The sequence below is a fragment of the Streptomyces vilmorinianum genome (assembly GCF_005517195.1).
Lineage (GTDB): Bacteria > Actinomycetota > Actinomycetes > Streptomycetales > Streptomycetaceae > Streptomyces > Streptomyces vilmorinianum.
The window spans coordinates 223,989-241,524 of record NZ_CP040244.1; the positions used below are offsets into that span (position 1 = coordinate 223,989).

At 68.6% G+C, this 17,536-nt stretch carries 16 protein-coding genes, 1 tRNA gene and 2 pseudogenes; 10 read left to right on the plus strand and 9 right to left on the minus strand.

All coding sequences use genetic code 11. The annotated features are described in order from the left end of the window. Nucleotides 1-552, minus strand: a complete 552-nt coding sequence (locus tag FDM97_RS01125) for a DUF5994 family protein (RefSeq protein ID WP_137988402.1) — start codon at nt 550-552, stop codon at nt 1-3. Nucleotides 553-835: 283 nt separating this feature from the next. Here FDM97_RS01125 and FDM97_RS01130 point away from each other — a divergent pair, with 283 nt between their 5' ends. The 3 genes from FDM97_RS01130 to FDM97_RS35640 are packed head-to-tail and all read left to right on the plus strand — an operon-like array spanning nt 836 to nt 1,887. Then, nucleotides 836-1,330, plus strand: coding sequence for a DUF5994 family protein (locus tag FDM97_RS01130; protein ID WP_137988403.1), 495 nt, complete (start codon nt 836-838; stop codon nt 1,328-1,330). Continuing rightward, on the plus strand, nt 1,327-1,683 hold the full coding sequence (locus FDM97_RS01135) for a PRC-barrel domain-containing protein (protein WP_137988404.1): 357 nt from the start codon (nt 1,327-1,329) through the stop codon (nt 1,681-1,683). The genes FDM97_RS01130 and FDM97_RS01135 overlap by 4 nt, the downstream gene beginning before the upstream one ends. Before the next feature lie 30 nt (nt 1,684-1,713). Continuing rightward, entirely contained in the window at nt 1,714-1,887 is a 174-nt protein-coding gene (locus tag FDM97_RS35640) for a hypothetical protein (protein WP_175438997.1), read from the plus strand. A gap of 222 nt (nt 1,888-2,109) precedes the next feature. Here the strand turns inward: FDM97_RS35640 and FDM97_RS01140 are convergent. After that, a pseudogene (locus FDM97_RS01140) lies at nt 2,110-2,424 on the minus strand (glycosyltransferase); the annotation flags it as partial. Between FDM97_RS01140 and FDM97_RS01145 the strand changes: the two are divergent. Both FDM97_RS01145 and FDM97_RS01150 read left to right on the plus strand, forming a co-directional pair. Continuing rightward, nucleotides 2,386-2,724: pseudogene (locus tag FDM97_RS01145) on the plus strand (helix-turn-helix domain-containing protein); the annotation flags it as partial. The pseudogenes FDM97_RS01140 and FDM97_RS01145 sit on opposite strands and share 39 nt — an antisense overlap. Continuing rightward, a complete protein-coding gene (locus FDM97_RS01150) occupies nt 2,721-3,263 on the plus strand; it encodes a flavoprotein (RefSeq protein WP_137988405.1) in 543 nt (180 codons plus the stop codon). The pseudogene FDM97_RS01145 and the gene FDM97_RS01150, both read left to right, overlap by 4 nt. 764 nt (nt 3,264-4,027) lie before the next feature. On the opposite strand, the gene FDM97_RS01160 is transcribed toward FDM97_RS01150, so the two are convergent. Continuing rightward, entirely contained in the window at nt 4,028-5,362 is a 1,335-nt protein-coding gene (locus FDM97_RS01160) for an SMI1/KNR4 family protein (RefSeq protein ID WP_432816272.1), read from the minus strand. 690 nt (nt 5,363-6,052) lie between these two features. On the opposite strand from FDM97_RS01160, the gene FDM97_RS01165 reads away from it, so the two are divergent. Then, the gene (locus FDM97_RS01165; protein ID WP_137988407.1) at nt 6,053-6,457 is read left to right on the plus strand and encodes a hypothetical protein; all 405 of its coding nucleotides are present in this window, start codon (nt 6,053-6,055) and stop codon (nt 6,455-6,457) included. A gap of 54 nt (nt 6,458-6,511) precedes the next feature. Here the strand turns inward: FDM97_RS01165 and FDM97_RS01170 are convergent, their stop codons facing one another. The 3 genes from FDM97_RS01170 to FDM97_RS01180 form a co-directional block, all read right to left on the minus strand. Continuing rightward, nucleotides 6,512-7,999 carry a hypothetical protein gene (locus tag FDM97_RS01170; RefSeq protein WP_137988408.1) on the minus strand — a complete coding sequence of 496 codons (1,488 nt, stop codon included), beginning with the start codon at nt 7,997-7,999 and terminating at the stop codon, nt 6,512-6,514. Next, complete coding sequence (locus FDM97_RS01175) at nt 7,996-8,925, minus strand: hypothetical protein (protein WP_137988409.1); 930 nt, start codon at nt 8,923-8,925, stop codon at nt 7,996-7,998. Before FDM97_RS01175 ends, FDM97_RS01170 begins: the two co-directional genes overlap by 4 nt. Before the next feature lie 248 nt (nt 8,926-9,173). Further along, nucleotides 9,174-9,244 (minus strand) — tRNA-Gly (locus FDM97_RS01180). A gap of 393 nt (nt 9,245-9,637) precedes the next feature. Between FDM97_RS01180 and dcd the strand changes: the two genes are divergently transcribed. Then, nucleotides 9,638-10,213, plus strand: a complete 576-nt coding sequence (gene dcd, locus FDM97_RS01185; RefSeq protein WP_137988410.1) for a dCTP deaminase — start codon at nt 9,638-9,640, stop codon at nt 10,211-10,213. Between the two features lie 13 nt (nt 10,214-10,226). Next, nucleotides 10,227-10,724 (plus strand): phosphoribosyltransferase, encoded by a 498-nt coding sequence (locus FDM97_RS01190; RefSeq protein ID WP_137988411.1) that lies wholly within the window; start codon nt 10,227-10,229, stop codon nt 10,722-10,724. A 78-nt stretch (nt 10,725-10,802) separates the two neighbouring features. Here the strand turns inward: FDM97_RS01190 and FDM97_RS01195 are convergent, their stop codons facing one another. From FDM97_RS01195 to FDM97_RS01205, 3 genes are all read right to left on the minus strand, one after another. Beyond that, a complete protein-coding gene (locus FDM97_RS01195; protein WP_137988412.1) occupies nt 10,803-11,657 on the minus strand; it encodes a Yip1 family protein in 855 nt (284 codons plus the stop codon). Nucleotides 11,658-11,835: 178 nt separating this feature from the next. Continuing rightward, complete coding sequence (locus FDM97_RS01200) at nt 11,836-14,106, minus strand: (Fe-S)-binding protein (protein WP_137988413.1); 2,271 nt, start codon at nt 14,104-14,106, stop codon at nt 11,836-11,838. 143 nt (nt 14,107-14,249) lie between these two features. Further along, nucleotides 14,250-14,735 carry a sugar transferase gene (locus FDM97_RS01205; protein ID WP_137988414.1) on the minus strand — a complete coding sequence of 162 codons (486 nt, stop codon included), beginning with the start codon at nt 14,733-14,735 and terminating at the stop codon, nt 14,250-14,252. 298 nt (nt 14,736-15,033) lie between these two features. On the opposite strand from FDM97_RS01205, the gene dnaK reads away from it, so the two are divergent. Together dnaK and grpE are read left to right on the plus strand one after the other, a co-directional pair. Next, nucleotides 15,034-16,878: a molecular chaperone DnaK gene (gene dnaK, locus FDM97_RS01210; protein WP_137988415.1), complete on the plus strand. Its 1,845-nt coding sequence runs from the start codon at nt 15,034-15,036 to the stop codon at nt 16,876-16,878. Further along, complete coding sequence (gene grpE / locus FDM97_RS01215; protein ID WP_137988416.1) at nt 16,878-17,522, plus strand: nucleotide exchange factor GrpE; 645 nt, start codon at nt 16,878-16,880, stop codon at nt 17,520-17,522. Before dnaK ends, grpE begins: the two co-directional genes overlap by 1 nt. Nucleotides 17,523-17,536 lie beyond the last annotated feature (14 nt).

The window sequence follows — 17,536 nt, forward strand, 5'->3', positions numbered from 1 at the left end:
TCATCTCCGCTGGTTTCCCGGCAGGGGGATCATCCGCGCGCCGACGACCGGGTGCCGGAGGGGCGGCGGGGCGGACCCGCCGTCGTTCTCCCAGGTGTCTTCGCTGCTGCGGGTGTCCCGCGCATGGCGGCCGGTCGCGGTTTCGCCGGACATCAGCTCAGCGGCGGTGAGGACGCTGCCGGGGATGGCGGCGGCGGTCATGAGCCGGGCGGCTGCGGCGGGTTCGGTCTCGGGCGGGATCACCAGCAGGTCGCAGCGGCCGACGGTGTAGGAGAGCAGGATCATCTTGTCGGGATCCTGTTCCGTGAACCAGCCGACGTGCACGGTGTGCCCGGTGGCGGGAACCTTGTGTGGGACGACGGGCCAGCGGGTGGGGTTCACCATGACGCGTGTGATGCGTCCGTAGCGCTGTTCGAGTGTGTCGACCAGGGGTGGAAGTTCGGCGGTGAGGTCACTCGAGCGAGGCCACCAGGCGCCGTCCAGGAGGCCGGCGAGTGTGGTCTTCGGCGTCAGTGACAGGCGTGCCGAAAGCGGGGGTGCGAGGGTGGTCATGATCGCGGACCCGTCTCCGGGCCGCCCTGCGGGGTGGCCCAGTGCCTTGATCGCCGGAAACGACGTCCGCGTGGGAGCGGGTGTACGAGTTACTCCCGGTATCTTCAGCGTACTCCGTGCCGTGGTCGGGCGATCCGTTCTGACCAGGTGATCTCCCATCGGGAACACCGCCCGGGCCGGTTGCTCGCGGGCGTGATCGCAGGCACGCGGAGTATCGTGAGACCACGGCGGCATCTCGCCGGCCATGAGGTGTCGGCGGCCCCGTGCAGGCAGGCGGACCACTATGGCCGAACCCGACACCCCCACCCCCCGGAAGCTCCTGCCGGACGAGATCCATCGGGCGGTGAAACCCGGCACGGCCCTGCTCCGGCTGCAGACGACGCACTCCCGCGAAGGCGTCCTCGACGGCGCGTGGTGGCCCCGTTCCCGTAACGTCGTGGCCGAGCTGCCCGCCCTGGTGCAGGCGCTCACCGCGCACCTCGGACCCATCACGAGGGTCGGCCTGGATACCGCCGCCTGGGAGGATGTCCCGACCCGTGTGGTCGTCGACGACCGGGTCGTGCACCTCGACTCCTTCCCCGTCGGCGACGACACCGTCCTCATCACACGCGGCGACAACGACCACTTCGCCCTCCTGGTGGTGCCGCCGGACACGACACCCGACGCGGCACGTGACGCCATGGCCCGTGCGGTCGATGCCGGTAACGTCACCCAGGCCGCCGAGATCCTTGTCGCCACGCCTCCCGAACCAGCGACTGACCGCGAGGAGTCGGCATGATCCAGATGGCGGACATTCGTGAGTGGCGAACCCACGACGTGGTGGACGCGCGGGGCCACAGGATCGGTGAGCTGGAGGCGATCTACGTCGACACCACCACCGACGAGCCGGCCATGGCCACGATCCGGGTCGGCCTGCCCACCCGACACCGTCTGGTGTTCGTCCCCCTGGACGGTGCGACGGTGGGGCCCGGCTATGTGAAGGTCGCCCATGACAAGGCACTGGTGAAAAAGAGCCCTTCGATCGACACCGACGACGTACTGCCCGCCGGGGACGAGGAAGCGGTCTTCCGGCACTACGAACTCCCCTACGAGCCCGGGGCGAAAGGCGAACGCCAGCTGGCCCGCCGCTGAGCCCACCAGCCGACCGAGGGGGCAACCCTCATGACGCTCTTCCTGGTCCTGATCATCATCGCGATCGTGCTGGGCATCATCGGTGCCACCGCCGACGGACTACTCTTCCTGCTGATCATCGGCATCGTGCTGCTGGTGGCGGACCTCATCTACGTCGCCATGCGCCTCCGCCGCCGCTCCGCCCACCGCCACCCAGTCCGGTGACCCGGCGCACCGGGGCATCTGACGCGTAAATGGCAGCAGGTCAGGGCGAGTACGGGCAGGGCTGGGCGCCCGGGGGCCGTTGATGGGTAGCCGGGTGACTGGGTCTGCCGTGTCGAGGGCGGTTCGGCCGGCGCGAGGTCAGGCTGCTGCCTCCGCCCGTGCGCCGCTCCGGGTCTCCTGCCGTACGACACACCGGCGCCGGGACGGCATGTGGCGGAGTCAGGCCTCGACGCCCTTCTCCGCCGTCAGCCGGCCCGCGTACAGCAGGCGCAGGTGGCTCCTCGACGGATGGGTGGTGCGGAAGGGCGGGCAGCTGAGGAGCCGGTCGGGGATGCCCCAGGGGATGTGGACGATCTTGCGGCGGTCGGTCTGCGGGGCGAGCTTGAGGAGGTGGTCGGCCATGGCTCCGGTGGGGACGACGATGGCGTCGGCGTCCCGGGCGGTCGCCCGCAGCACCTGGAGCTGGTCGCGGTGGGCTTCGGCGAAGATCAGGTCGGTGCCATGGACCAGGGCGATGCGGGGGTGCGTGGGGTGAGCGCCGCGGTCGCCTTCGGTGACGCCGGCATCGCCCTGAACACTGCCGCGCCCCTCATGCGCCGCCATATCCCCGTGCCCGAGCGCCGAGCGGCTCTGTGGGTCGAAGCAGCCCGTGCCTACAACCAGCAGGGCCGCCTGGCCGAGGGCTACCAGGCTCTTCGCATCGCTGAGACCTGCGCCGCCCAGGACGTACGCCGCCCCGCCGTCCGCGACCTGGTCGCCGACATGGCCGCCCGCGACCGGCGACGTACGCTGCCCGAACTCCACCACTTCAGCCGCCGACTGGGAGTCCCCGCGTGACCGCACAGCCGTTCCTGTACGTCGTCGTCTGCGCCGTCGGCATCGCGGGCGACGCCCACAAGCTGATCAGCGCTGCGCAGGCGCAGGGCTGGGGTGTCGGTGTCATCGCCACGCCCCAGGGGCTCGGCTTCCTTGACACCGAGGCGATTGAGGCCCAGACGGGCTACCCGATCCGCTCGGCTTGGCGCAGCCCCGGCGGCCCACGTCCACTCCCGCCTGCCGACGCCATCGCCGTCGCGCCCGCCACCTTCAACACGATCAACAAGTGGGCGGCCGGCATCGCCGACACACTCGCCCTCGGCATCCTGTGCGAGGCATACGGGATGGGCATCCCGACCGCCGTCCTGCCGTACGTGAACGCCGCCATGGCCGCACATCCGGCCTACGGCCGGAGCCTGGACCAGCTGCGCGAGATGGGCGTGCTGGTCGGGTCGTACGAGCCGCACCGCCCCAAGGCAGGCGGTGGAGCGGACCGCTTCCGGTGGGAGGAGGCGCTGGAGCTCCTGGACGGCAAGATCGCAGGCTCTTCCGGAAGGTGATCGCGCACGTTCTGCGAGGAGCCATCAGCGCCGGAACTCTCGGAGCCGAGGCATCACTTTGAGCTTTCGAGTACGTCAACGCGCCATCAGGTCCGACGCTGAGATGAGCAGGCCCTGATGGCGTTCCCATGTATTGCTGGCTCGGCACCGTGCCTCCTGGCGACGGCCACCCTGTTCACAGAATGAACGGGCGACCGTTCTGAAAATGAACGTGACCGCCGTTCCGAAAATGAACAAGTTGCGGCCTGTTCCCTCTCGGAACGGAGCAGGTGTTCCGCGACGGATCATCTTCGCTGTTCCGTCGCGGAACGTGTCGGCCGATCAACGCCGGCGCATGTGTGACGGCGGCTGGCGCGGCGGCTGGCGCGGCGGCCGACGGGTGCGTCGGGGTGGTGGGCGGCGTGTGGTGCTGCGGGCCAAGGCTGCTGCCTGGGCGCGAGGCCCGAGTGTGTGGCGTTGGCCGAGTCGGTGGATGCGCCAGGTCAAGGCGCGGGCGGGGTTGCGGGCGTCATCGAGGGTTCGCTGGTTGAGGGCCTGGTCGAGGAGGGTGGCCGGGTTGTGGCCGGCTGTTTCCGCGTCGGCGAGGACGGTGGCGCGACAATTGCTGTCCACAAGCTTCCGCCCCCATCCCCTGGTCCCAGCGGAGCTGCGCGGGCCAGGGGATGACCAGGGGTGGGGTCCAACACGGACCCCACCCGGCTGTGGCTTAGCGCTCTACTTGGTCGCTCTGGCCAGGTGTACAGGGGATTGTGCGGCCCCGCCGGTCAGGCCGTCGGGCCGAGGTCTCCCTCGATGAGCGTTTGTATGATCTCGGGCCGGTCCCAGAGGGCCAGGATCTCGTTGGCGAGGGCCACGACGGGTAGGTGGTCCTGGTCGCACACCTTGATGGCTGCGGCTTTCAGGGTGCGCGGAACGGCTCCAGCATCCAGGAGGACGCGCCATTCCCGCGCGCCGAGTTCCAGGAACTCCAATCCGGTGAGCCCGGCGACGTCCAGAGGGTCGGACAGCGTGCCGGGGAAGGCGGTGAGAGTGCGCAGGCGAGGCAGGCCGGCGACAGGCGCGAGGCTGAACGGTGTGCCGTCCCAGGTGCCGATGGACAGGACTTCCAGGGCAGGATGGGCGGCGGCCTGGACGGACTCAAGGCGTCCGGTGCCGACCCTGGCCAGAGCCGGAAGCTCATCGCCGCGGCGGTCACGGCGTTCTTCCCGCACCCGGCCCAGAACGAAATCGGTGAGGGAATCGGCCACGAGCTCGGCACCGAGGCTCTGCTCGTGATCGACCAGGATGACCTGCCCGAAGTGCCCGCCCGGGCCAGGAGTCAGGTCGACCGCGAACTCGTCGCCGCCGTTGCTTCCGAAGCCGATCCAGCCCGGTGAGCCGGCCAGGCCCTGCACCGCGGCGTCGGGTGCGGTGTTGACGGCTCGCATCGCACCCAGATCCCAGCTGAGGTGTCGGACAGCCCCGTCAACGGCGTACAGGTGCTCCAAGCCGGAGAGCTCGCAGCCAACAGCCTCACCGGCGCGGTCCGCCGCCTCGAAGTCGTCGCCCCAGTCCACCCGTGTCACCCGGTAGAGAACCTTGAGCTCCTCGGACAGCGTGACACCGAGGCGCGCTTCGGCGGCAGCGATCTCCTCCTCGCTCGCGCCAACGGCGTCGGGCAACCGTTCACGGAGCGTCCGCTCCAGCAACTCCAGATCCGCCGAGGGCGCCGGCACCGCCCCAGGCACCGGATTGGGACGGCGAAGCCATGGCTCGGGAAGGGAACCATCGGCCAGGATGAGCACACCAAGGTCCGGGTAGCCGATGGCCGGTTCCACGACCGGGCTAGGCCAGACCAGGCCGAGCATGGTCCTTCCGTCCGGTTGGGCCTCCGCCCTGAAGGCGATCTCTTGGACTCCGCCGCGCGCGAGCGCCCTTTGGATGTCCTCCACCGCAATCCGCGCTGTCGACGACATAGGTCCTCGATGGGCAAGGCTCCAGCCGTGCTGGCTGATGCGTCCGGCCAAACGGGCCGACTGGGCGGCACGCCGCTCCACGTCGTCGCCCAGCATGAGCCGCAGCACGGGCTCCCAGGCCGCGAATCCGCATACCGATGACAACGGGGGTCTCTGATCAACCATGCGCAGACCGTACGCGGAGCCAAGGACAGAGGAGGCGGCCAACTGGAACGCGCTGTGGCCAAGTGCAGCGCTCAGCCACACCGACCCTGCTTGTGGCGCGGATCGTTGATGTACGTCTCGGTATTCGAGAGCGTCCGAAGCCACTCGACCGAGAGCGGCGGATCTCTGCCCTATCTGACGCCCCGTTACGCTACTTATGGCACGCGAATGGCACGCGAGCGAGCTCGAATAGGTCTGGACAACAAACAAGCCCCAAGTCTCTGACCTGGGGCTTTGCTATGGAGCGGATGACGGGAATCGAACCCGCGCTCTGAGCTTGGGAATCTATGGTGCATAGGTGACCCATATGACCTCTGACCTGCTGCTTCCTTCCCTGGCGGGCTCCATGGGGACTGCCTCTGCCTACCGGATTTGACCGCTGTTCACCGCCCCTAAGGGCACGGCTGGGGCACGCCCCGTGCCCGCATACATCGAACCTACGACGAGGGCCCGCCAGGTCGCGACGGCCTGGTCCGGCACTGGTGAGCGCGTCGCCGGGGTGGAAGAGTAAGTCGTCGATCAGGAAGCTGATGACCCCGTAATCAACAGTGTGTTGACGATTCGGTAGGGTCGCGATGCGCATTCCCCTCCGGACGGTCCCTTACGGGCCATTAGACAAAGGACGCTGCTGTGCCCGCGCACGACTTCCGGTACACCTTGGCGTACCTCGATGCGGAGATAGCCCGCCAGGCGTCTCGGCGCACCCGGCATGAAGCAGGCACCTACGTCAGCGCCGCGGTCGCGGTGGCCGCCGGGGTCCTCTACTTTCTCTACCGCGAGGCCTTCGGGTACGACGCCGCCGCATCCGGCGAGGAAGCCTTGTCGGCGGGTGTCTCCGCGGCTGTCACCTTCACCGCCAGGGCAGGGATCGAGCTCGTCGGTGTGGCCGCCCTCCTCATGACCGTCGTGCACGGGGCTCTCTGGTCCGGCGCGCACACCGCGTATTACCAACGCGTGCAGCGGCGCACCTCGCTTGAGGCTCAGGCAGCTCAGGGAACGGCGGCCCGTGGTTCGAAGCCTGCCCGGGGTGTGTGAAAGCGGACGACTCGGCCCCGTCAGCCTTGCGATCCGGTGACGCGGGCCGGCGATTCACCAGTTGGGGTTCAGGGTGAGCGACGTCGACTCGTTGAGCATCCACGTGTCGAACTCCTCCTGTGTCCCGTAGACCGGCTGTCCGCCGAACTGCCGTGTGAGCTCGGCGAGGTCCGCGAGGGCCTGGGCGGGACGGTCCCCGGCCAGTGCGATCTGGACGCGGCCGAATCGGGGGAGCACCTCACGGGCGACGTAGGCGTTCCGTTCCTTGGCCAGCCGCTCGGTCGCACGGCGCAAGGCGTCGGCCATGAGGACAGCCGTGGCGGCTTCCTGTTCCAGGAGCCGGACCCGGGCTTCCGCCGCGGCATCCGCGCGGGCCGCGACGACGGCGATCTGCAGCCCCTGGACGATGACGGCGGCGGCCACCTGACCCACCACCCCTCCCACCAGCGCGCCGACTACGGGAACGGGCAGGAACGTCTGGCCGACGACACCGCAGCCCCAGGCGAGACTGGTGGAAACGGCTGCGGTCGACGCGCGCGCGGCGAACTGTTTGACGTTGCTCCTTCCCAGCGCGAGGTCCAGCCCGGCCTCTGCCACGGCGAACGCGGCCTGCGCGGTGGCCCCCGGGAGCGTCCCGCCACCCAGCGCGGCCGGCAGGACGCCGGCAGCGGCGGAGATCCGGACGGCTTCGCCGAGCGCGGCCATTCCGCCGGAGCGGGCGGCCCCGCGGACGGCGGCGCCGACCGCGGTGAAGGCGGCGACAGAGGCCGAGGTCTCGCCGGCCCGCACGCGGGCCGTCTGATGGACGGCCGCGCTCACCCCAGCGGTGATCCCGCCCAGCACGGCCGCGGGCCTGGCGGCACCTGCTATCTGCTGCGCCCCAGTGTGCGCGAACTGCCGGTCTGCCCACCGGCGCGGGTCACGAGCCGCCTGGTGTGCTTCGTCGAGCGGGACACCCTCGCTCCGCACGCCGCCGTGTTCGAGGTGGTCGGTCACATGGGCGCGGGCGTCCTGGTAGTTCTCGTACCGAAGTCCCTCCGGGGGCATGGTGAGCCGTTTGTCCAAGAGGTCCTCGACGGCCGACAGCCGGTCGGAGGCCACCAGACGTTGCATGCCGTCGTAGTGGGGCCGGGCGAGCTGCTCGGCGGTGGCGGAGGAATCCTGGTAGAGCTTCGCCTGTGCCTGCCACACGAGGCGGCCCCCGTTGAGCAGACGCAGGTCGGCCGGGTCGGTCTGCGAACCGCCCGGAGCCCACTCGGTGACGACGGCACGCACCGAAGAGCCCTTGTCTATGGCGGACAGGTTGAAGGACAGCGCATGCATCAGCTCGAAGAGGTGTCCCGCGCGCTGCTCGTTGCCGATGTTCACATAGCGGGTGGCAAGGGCTCCCGCCGTCTTCCTGACCCGCAGTGTCTCCAGGGTGGCGAGGGCCAGACGTCGGGTCGCACTGTCAGCCAGCGCCCAGGCGGCGGCGTCGATGCCACCAAGCAGCGGCCGGCCCACCGGCTTCGGCGGCCGGTCGCTCGCTGGCCGGTCGCTCACTGGGCGGTCACGAGGGCTTCGAGCCGGATACGGGTGTCCTTCACCACGCGCTTCGACAAGTCGGTGACATGACCGTCATCGTCGGTGATCGGAGTTCCCATGACGGCGACCATGGCACCGGCTAGCCCGACGAGAACGGCCACCTCGGCTCGCTGCGTGGGCGTGTAGACGGCGTAGTCGTCCTGACCGTCCACCAGGGTCCGCAAGGCGGGCAGTCTGCGCCGTATCTCCTTGCGGAGTCGGTCCAGCAGCTGCCGCACCTGGCGGCTGCGCTTGCCCGAGGCTTCGACACGTGCTTCTCTGGCACGGAGTTCAGCGGCGAGCTTATTGAGTTCGGCGGCGACGCCACGCTGCTCGCGCAGGTCGTTGCGGCCCTTCCACTCGAAGAATCCGCCCAGCGCCAGCAGAACAGGCAGTGCCACGATGCCGGTGAGCACCGCCGTCCCCGCCGCCACCCCGCCGCCGCCCGCCGTTAGTGAGCCGCCGCCCAGCCAGGCGAGCGTGGCACTCGTCGCGGCCGCTCCGGACAGGGCGGAGATGGCTGTTCCCGTGGATGCGGCGGCGAATGCCCCCACTGCGGCGAACGTGACCGCCCCCGCACCGGCCCCGACGGCGACACCGCCCGCCAACGTAGCAACCGCGTTCACCGCGTCCAGTTGGATACGGCGTACTTCCACATCCGTCAGTTCCGTCTCCGCAGGCTCGGCGATGGCCACCAGTTCGGCCAGGTCCACGTTCTTCAGACGGGAGAACACATCGACGAACGGCACGAGTGCCTTGTCGTAAGCCCTGCGCCGGGTTCGCTCCTGTGCCTCGGTCTCGGCCACGAGGCGCTCGGTGAGGCACTCTTGCCGCTGGACCAGCTTCTTGTGCCGACGCCCATTCTTCTTGGCCAGTCCCATTGCGTCGAAGATGGCTATGCCCACCTGAGCTGCTCCCCGTCCCGGCCGCGGCTGAGCGGCTCGCTGGTCTCTGTGCGCGGAAGTCATTACCCGCGGGTGCCTGCTCCGCACCATTTTGCAACAAGTTGTTGATGTCCGTAGCCGTTATGCTCCATCATCGTTGCCCAATCTGACGTGGCATGAGGGCACTTGTCGCACATGAAGGACGTGCGGGCCTGAGAGGTCTAGATAACAAAGAAGGCCCAGGTCGCTGACCTGGGCCTTCTTGTAAGAGCGGATGACGGGAATCGAACCCGCGCTCTGAGCTTGGGAAGCTCATGTTCTACCATTAAACTACATCCGCGCAGCGGACCGGTGATCGGTACCGCAGACTCGGACACTGTACCCCATCGCGAAGTTGAGGCGTACCTCCCCGTGACGGAGTGCCGCCTGGAGCGGTGTCCTCTTGATCCCCTAATGTGGCTGTCTCGTCCACCACTTGTCGGGGAAGGGACTTGATGGGTTCGATGGAGCGCACCGTCGTCCGTTGTGTCGAAGGGCATGTGTTCAGTACCGCTTCGTTCCCGCTGCAGCAGCTCGGTGCCGGGCGGATCGGGCCAGGGCGGCTCATTCGGTGTCCGCGGTGTGCGCGGTTGAGGCACGCGGTGCCCGTGGAGCTTGAGCAGCGCTGATGGTATCCGGGGCGCGGAGTCTTCCCGATTGGGGGAGGTCCGCGCCCTCTGCGTATCGTGGGGGCGTGCTTCTCTCAGACAAGGACATCCGGGCCGAGATCGATGCCGGACGGGTGCGCATCGACCCGTACGACGAATCCATGGTGCAGCCCTCGAGCATCGACGTGAGGCTTGACCGCTTCTTCCGGGTGTTCGAGAACCACCGGTACCCCCACATCGACCCCGCCGTCGAGCAGCTCGACCTGACCCGCGAGGTCGAGCCGGAGGGCGACGAGGCGTTCATCCTGCACCCGGGCGAGTTCGTGCTCGCCTCGACCTACGAGGTCATCACGCTGCCGGACGACATCGCCTCCCGCCTGGAGGGCAAGAGCTCCCTCGGGCGGCTCGGGCTCGTCACGCACTCGACCGCCGGGTTCATCGACCCCGGGTTCTCCGGGCACGTCACCCTGGAGCTGTCGAACCTCGCCACCCTGCCGATCAAGCTGTGGCCGGGGATGAAGATCGGGCAGCTGTGCATGTTCCGGCTGAGCTCGCCCGCCGAGCACCCGTACGGCAGCGAGCGCTACGGCTCGCGCTACCAGGGGCAGCGGGGGCCGACGGCCTCGCGCTCGTACATGAACTTCCATCGGACCCAGGTGTGAGGCGGCGGCCGGCATGAGTGAAGTACGCGAGAACCTGACGTACGAGGGCTTCGGGCGCGCGATCCGCGAGCTCGCGCAGACCATCGCCGACGACGGCTACGAGCCCGATGTCGTTCTCTCCATCGCTCGCGGCGGCGTCTTCGTCGCCGGCGGTCTGGCCTACGCGCTCGACTGCAAGAACATCCACCTCGTGAACGTCGAGTTCTACACCGGGGTCGGGACCACGCTCGAGATGCCCGTCATGCTGGCGCCCGTCCCCAACGCGATCGACTTCTCCGACAAGAAGGTCCTGATCGCCGACGACGTCGCCGACACCGGCAAGACCCTCAAGCTCGTCCACGACTTCTGCGTCGACCACGTCGCCGAGGTGCGCTCCGCCGTCATCTACGAGAAGTCGCACTCCCTCGTGAAGTGCGAGTACGTGTGGAAGAAGACCGACGAGTGGATCAACTTCCCCTGGTCCGTCGAGCCGCCCGTCGTGAAGCGCGAAGGACAGGTCCTCGACGCCTGAGCACGGATACGGATACGGATACGGCATGAGGAAGGCCCCCACCGCCGCGGTGGGGGCCTTCCTGTCGTCCAGGGCGTCTCAGAGGGTGCCGAGCTTGATCAGGCTCAGCAGCCCGATCAGCTGGATCGCCGACGCGCCCAGCGCCTTCGGCCACGGCAGGTCGTGCGAGCGGCTCACCATCATCGTGAACAGCGCGCCCGCCGCCAGCCAGGTGACCCAGCCGAGGACCTGCACCAGGCCGTTCTCGCCGCCGAGGAAGACCGCGAAGACCAGCCGGGGCGCGTCCGTGATCGACATGATCAGCATCGACAGGCCGACCGTCGGCTGCCAGGTGCCGTCGCCGCCGAGCTGGCGCGCCAGGGTGTGGGTGACCGCGCCCAGGATCAGTCCGCCGAGGACGAAGCCCACGCCGGTCATCAGGACGTACGGGATCGCCGTCGACAGGGTCGCGTTGATGGCCTCGTCGCGGGCCTTGTCGAAGCCGAAGATCGCGAGCAGTCCGTAGAGGAACGTGACGACCAGCGCCGGGCCCCAGACGGCGTGGTCCCGCATCTGCAGGAACGTCGGCGCCGGGCGCAGCACGATGCCGCTCAGCAGGGCCTTCCAGGGCAGGCGCGGGCCGGCCGGGGCGGCGGGGGCCGCACCGGCGTTGTACGTCGCGGCGTCGCCGTACGGGTCCTCGTTCACGCTGAACATCTGCGTGTGCCCCGGGGTGTTCGCCGCGTAGTGCTGCTGCTGTTGCTGCTGCCCTCCGTACGGGTCCCCGAAGTACTCCGGCTCCCCGTGCGCGCCGCCGCCGCCCTGCGGGCCCTGCTGGGGCCACTGCTGCTGCGGGTGGGGCGGCGGGGCCGCGTTGTACCCGTACGGCGCCTGCTGCGGTTGTTGTTGCGGGGGGCGGTTGTCCCGGCCGCGTCCGTTCCTGAATCCAGCCACGCCTCTGAACGTACCCGTTCCCCCTGTGAGGGCGCTCGTTTGCCCCTGTGCTTGCCACTGAGCTGTGACATCCCCTAGGGGTTCTGGGGCGTTCACCGAGCCGTCGTACGACGAGAAGGGCCGCCCCGCATGCGCGCGGGGCGGCCCTTCTCGTCGTACGGACGTACGGACGTACGGACTACTCGGCCGACACCGGTTCCGACTCCGGCTCCGGCTCCGGCTCCGCCGGCAGCTCCTCCACCGGCGTCTTCACCGAGTCGAGCAGCAGCTGCGCCACGTCCACGACCTGGACGGACTCCTTGGCCTTGCCCTCGTTCTTCTTGCCGTTGACCGAGTCGGTCAGCATGACCAGGCAGAACGGGCAGGCGGTGGAGACGATGTCCGGGTTGAGGGACAGGGCCTCGTCGACGCGCTCGTTGTTGATGCGCTTGCCGATCCGCTCCTCCATCCACATCCGCGCGCCGCCGGCGCCGCAGCAGAAGCCGCGCTCCTTGTGGCGGTGCATCTCCTGCTGACGCAGGCCCGGGACCTTGTCCATGATCTCGCGCGGGGGCGTGTAGACCTTGTTGTGGCGGCCCAGGTAGCAGGGGTCGTGGTACGTGATCAGACCCTCGACCGGCGTCACCGGGATCAGCTTGCCCTCGTCGATGAGGTGCTGGAGCAGCTGCGTGTGGTGGATGACCTCGAACTCGCCGCCCAGCTGCGGGTATTCGTTCGCGATCGTGTTGAAGCAGTGAGGGCAGGTCGCGACGATCTTCTTCGAGGACTTCGGCTTCTTCGTCGACTCGTCGTCCTCGTCCTCGCCGAACGCCATGTTCAGCATCGCGACGTTCTCCTGGCCGAGCTGCTGGAACAGCGGCTCGTTGCCCAGGCGCCGCGGCGAGTCACCGGTGCACTTCTCCTCGCCGCCCATGATCGCGAACTTGACGCCCGCCATGTGCAGCAGCTCGGCGAAGGCCTTGGTGGTCTTCTTGGCCCGGTCCTCCAGGGCGCCGGCGCAGCCGACCCAGTACAGGTAGTCGACCTCCGTCAGATCCTCGACGTCCTTGCCGACGATCGGGACCTCGAAGTCGACCTCCTTGGTCCACTCGACGCGCTGCTTCTTGGCCAGACCCCAGGGGTTGCCCTTCTTCTCCAGGTTCTTGAGCATCGTGCCGGCCTCCGAAGGGAAGGCGGACTCGATCATCACCTGGTAGCGGCGCATGTCGACGATGTGGTCGATGTGCTCGATGTCGACCGGGCACTGCTCCACGCACGCACCGCAGGTGGTGCAGGACCACAGCACGTCCGGGTCGATGACGCCGTTCTCCTCGACCGTGCCGATCAGCGGGCGCTCGGCCTCGGCGAGAGCGGCGGCGGGGACGTCCTTCAGAGCCTCGGCGGACGCCTTCTCCTCGCCCTCCATGGTCTTGCCGCCGCCGGCCAGCAGGTACGGCGCCTTGGCGTACGCGTGGTCACGCAGCGACATGATCAGGAGCTTGGGGGAGAGCGGCTTGCCCGTGTTCCAGGCGGGGCACTGCGACTGGCAGCGGCCGCACTCGGTGCAGGTGGAGAAGTCGAGGATGCCCTTCCAGGAGAACTGCTCGACCTGGGAGACACCGAAGACGGCGTCCTCGGCCGGGTCCTCCCAGTCGATCTCCTTGCCGCCGGTCGTCATCGGCTGCAGCGCGCCGAGGGCGGTGGAGCCGTCGGCCTCGCGCTTGAACCAGATGTTCGGGAAGCCGAGGAAGCGGTGCCAGGCCACACCCATGTTGGTGTTGAGGGAGACCGTGATCATCCAGGTGAAGGACGTGACGATCTTGAGCGCCGCGAAGAAGTAGGTGAGGTGCTGGATCGTGTTCAGGTCCAGCCCGTCGAGCAGCGCGATCAGCGGGTACGAGGCGAAGAAGCCCGGCTCCCAGCTGGTCACGTGGTGCTGGACGCCCTCCAGGGCGCGCAGCGTCATGATGCAGACGCCGACGATCAGGATGACGCCCTCGACGAAGTACGCCTGGCCCGTCTTGGAGCCCGCGAAGCGGGACTTGCGGCCCGCCTTGCCCGGCCGGCTCAGCTGCCGGATCACGATCAGGGTCACGATGCCGAGGACCGTCATCAGACCGAGGAACTCGGTGAAGACCTCGTACGGCAGCCAGTCGCCGATGATCGGGATCAGCCAGTCGGCCTGGAAGAGCTGGCCGAAGGCGTTGACGATCGTGAGCAGCAGCGCGAAGAAGCCCACCGCCACGAACCAGTGCGCCACGCCGACGACGCCCCAGCGGTTCATGCGTGTGTGGCCGAGGAACTCCTTGACCAGCGTGATGGTGCGCTGCTTGGGGTCGCCGGTGCGCGTGCCCGCGGGTACGGGCTGACCGAGCCGCACGAAGCGGTAGATCTGCGCGATGGCGCGGCCGAACAGCGCGACGGCTACCACCGTGATGACGATCGACACGACGATCGCGGCGAGTTGCATGAGGGGCTCCTCGGGCGGGCCTGCGAGGCGGAGTGCCGGCACTCTCGAGTGTGGCACTACTAAGCGGTAACTTATTCAGTCCGTGCTGAGATTACCCTTCGGGGCGCCACCCTGTAAGCGGCCCCTGCGGTGATCTGTGTCGCTCAGGCAAGCCTTGCCGCGCGGCGTCTACGGACTGCTGGAAGCGTACGCGCCAGGATCGCCAGATCCATTCCCAGCCAATGATGGTCCACATAGTGGAGATCGAGCAGCTCGCGCTCCTCCCAGGGCAGCTCCGAGCGCCCGCTGATCTGCCACAGGCCGGTGAGGCCGGGGCGCACCGAGAGCCGGCGGCGGTACTCGCCCGTGCACTCGCGGTGCCCGGGGGCGAGCGGACACGGCCCGACCAGCGACATCTCGCCCCGTACGACATGGAGCAGCAGGGGCAGCGCGGCCAGTGGGCTCTTCGTGCGGAAGGTGACCATCGTGAAGGGCCGTCCGTCGCGGCCCGCGACCGTCCGGCGGCGCAGCATCCCGCCGGGGCCGGCCGTGGCGAGGGCGACGGAGAGCGCGACCGCCGCGAGCAGGGGGGACAGGAGGGCCAGCAGGACGAGTCCGGCGAAGAGGTCGAGTGCGCGCTTGGCCGCCATTCCCCACACCCTTTCGAGGGACGCTTATGGGATATTCGTGGGATATGCCCGCTATGCCCGTCGAGGGCTCCCCGGACTCTCTCACGGGGAGGGGTGATCGGCCGGGAAATGACGCGGAATGCCGCGGAATGCCGCTGAGCGCCGCTGAACGCCGCTGAACGACGCACCTCCGGCGGCTCTTTGAGTGGCTCGCAGGGCGAAGAGTTGAGTCGCCTCCGCTCAGGTCTGTTGACGGGTTGCGGTCCGTCGTGCATCCTTGAGTCAGTTCCACTCAAGTCAGTCAGCTGGAGGAATCGAAATGGCACGTGCGGTCGGCATCGACCTGGGCACGACTAACTCCGTCGTCAGCGTTCTGGAAGGCGGCGAGCCCACCGTCATCACCAACGCCGAGGGCGCCAGGACCACGCCGTCCGTCGTCGCTTTCGCGAAGAACGGTGAGGTGCTCGTCGGCGAGGTCGCCAAGCGCCAGGCGGTCACCAACGTCGACAGGACCATCCGTTCGGTCAAGCGCCACATGGGCACCGACTGGAAGATGGACATCGACGGCAAGAGCTTCAACCCGCAGCAGATGAGCGCCTTCATCCTGCAGAAGCTGAAGCGCGACGCCGAGGCGTACCTGGGCGAGAAGGTCGTGGACGCGGTCATCACCGTGCCCGCGTACTTCAACGACTCCGAGCGTCAGGCCACCAAGGAGGCCGGCGAGATCGCGGGCCTCAACGTCCTGCGCATCGTCAACGAGCCGACCGCGGCCGCCCTGGCCTACGGCCTGGACAAGGACGACCAGACGATCCTCGTCTTCGACCTCGGTGGCGGCACCTTCGACGTGTCCCTCCTGGAGATCGGCGACGGCGTCGTCGAGGTGAAGGCCACCAACGGTGACAACCACCTCGGTGGTGACGACTGGGACCAGCGTGTCGTCGACTACCTGGTGAAGCAGTTCGCCAACGGCCACGGCGTCGACCTGGCCAAGGACAAGATGGCTCTCCAGCGTCTCCGCGAGGCCGCGGAGAAGGCGAAGATCGAGCTGTCGTCCTCCACCGAGACGTCGATCAACCTCCCGTACATCACGGCCTCCGCCGAGGGCCCGCTGCACCTGGAGGAGAAGCTCACCCGCGCTCAGTTCCAGCAGCTGACCGCCGACCTCCTGGAGCGCTGCAAGACGCCGTTCCACAACGTCATCAAGGACGCGGGCATCAACCTGTCCGAGATCGACCACGTCGTTCTCGTCGGTGGCTCCACCCGTATGCCGGCCGTCGCCGAGCTCGTCAAGGAGCTGACCGGTGGCCAGGAGGCCAACAAGGGTGTGAACCCGGACGAGGTCGTCGCCATCGGTGCCGCCCTGCAGGCCGGTGTCCTCAAGGGTGAGGTCAAGGACGTCCTGCTGCTGGACGTGACGCCGCTGTCGCTTGGTATCGAGACCAAGGGCGGCATCATGACCAAGCTGATCGAGCGCAACACCACGATCCCGACCAAGCGGTCCGAGATCTTCACGACGGCCGAGGACAACCAGCCGTCGGTGCAGATCCAGGTGTACCAGGGCGAGCGTGAGATCGCGGCGTACAACAAGAAGCTCGGGATGTTCGAGCTGACCGGTCTGCCGCCGGCCCCGCGTGGTGTGCCGCAGATCGAGGTCGCGTTCGACATCGACGCCAACGGCATCATGCACGTGACCGCGAAGGACCTGGGCACGGGCAAGGAGCAGAAGATGACCGTCACCGGTGGCTCCTCGCTGCCGAAGGACGAGGTCGACCGGATGCGCCAGGAGGCCGAGCAGTACGCGGACGAGGACCACCGTCGTCGCGAGGCCGCCGAGACCCGTAACCAGGGCGAGCAGCTGGTCTACCAGACGGAGAAGTTCCTCAAGGACAACGAGGACAAGGTCCCCGGTGAGGTCAAGGCCGAGGTCGAGACCGCCGTCGCCGAGCTGAAGGAGAAGCTCAAGGGCGAGGACACCGCGGAGATCCGTACCGCCACCGAGAAGGTCGCGGCCGTCTCCCAGAAGCTCGGCCAGGCCATGTACGCCGACGCCCAGGCCGCCCAGGCCGCCGGCGGCGACGCCCCGCAGGGCGAGGCCAAGGCCGACGACGACGTCGTCGACGCCGAGATCGTCGACGACGAGCCCAAGAAGGGCGGCGCGGCCTGATGACGGAGGAGACCCCGGGCTTCGAGGAGAAGCCCGACGTCCCCTCCGGCGCCACCCCCGAAGACGCCGAGCCGAAGGCCGCCGACTCCTCCAAGGAGGGGGAGGCGGCCCCGGCCGGGGACGCACAGGATGTAGCCCTGGTGGCTCAGCTGGACCAGGCCCGTTCCGCGCTCAGCGAGCGGACCGGGGACCTCCAGCGGCTCCAGGCCGAGTACCAGAACTACCGCCGCCGCGTGGAGCGGGACCGGGTCACGGTCAAGGAGATCGCCGTCGCGAACCTCCTGACCGAGCTGCTGCCCGTGCTCGACGACGTCGGCCGGGCCCGGGACCACGGCGAGCTCGTGGGCGGGTTCAAGTCGGTGGCCGAGTCGCTGGAGACCGTCGTCGCCAAGATGGGTCTGCAGCAGTTCGGCAAGGAGGGCGAGCCCTTCGACCCGACGATCCACGAGGCCCTGATGCACTCGTACGCGCCGGATGTCACCGAGACGACCTGCGTGGCGATCCTGCAGCCGGGGTACCGGATCGGCGAGCGGACCATCCGGCCCGCGCGCGTGGCGGTGGCCGAGCCCCAGCCCGGGGCGACGCCGGCCGCGAAGGAAGACACGTCGGCAGACGAGGAGAGCGGTGGCCCCGAGGAGGGCTAACGCGAAGATCGTCC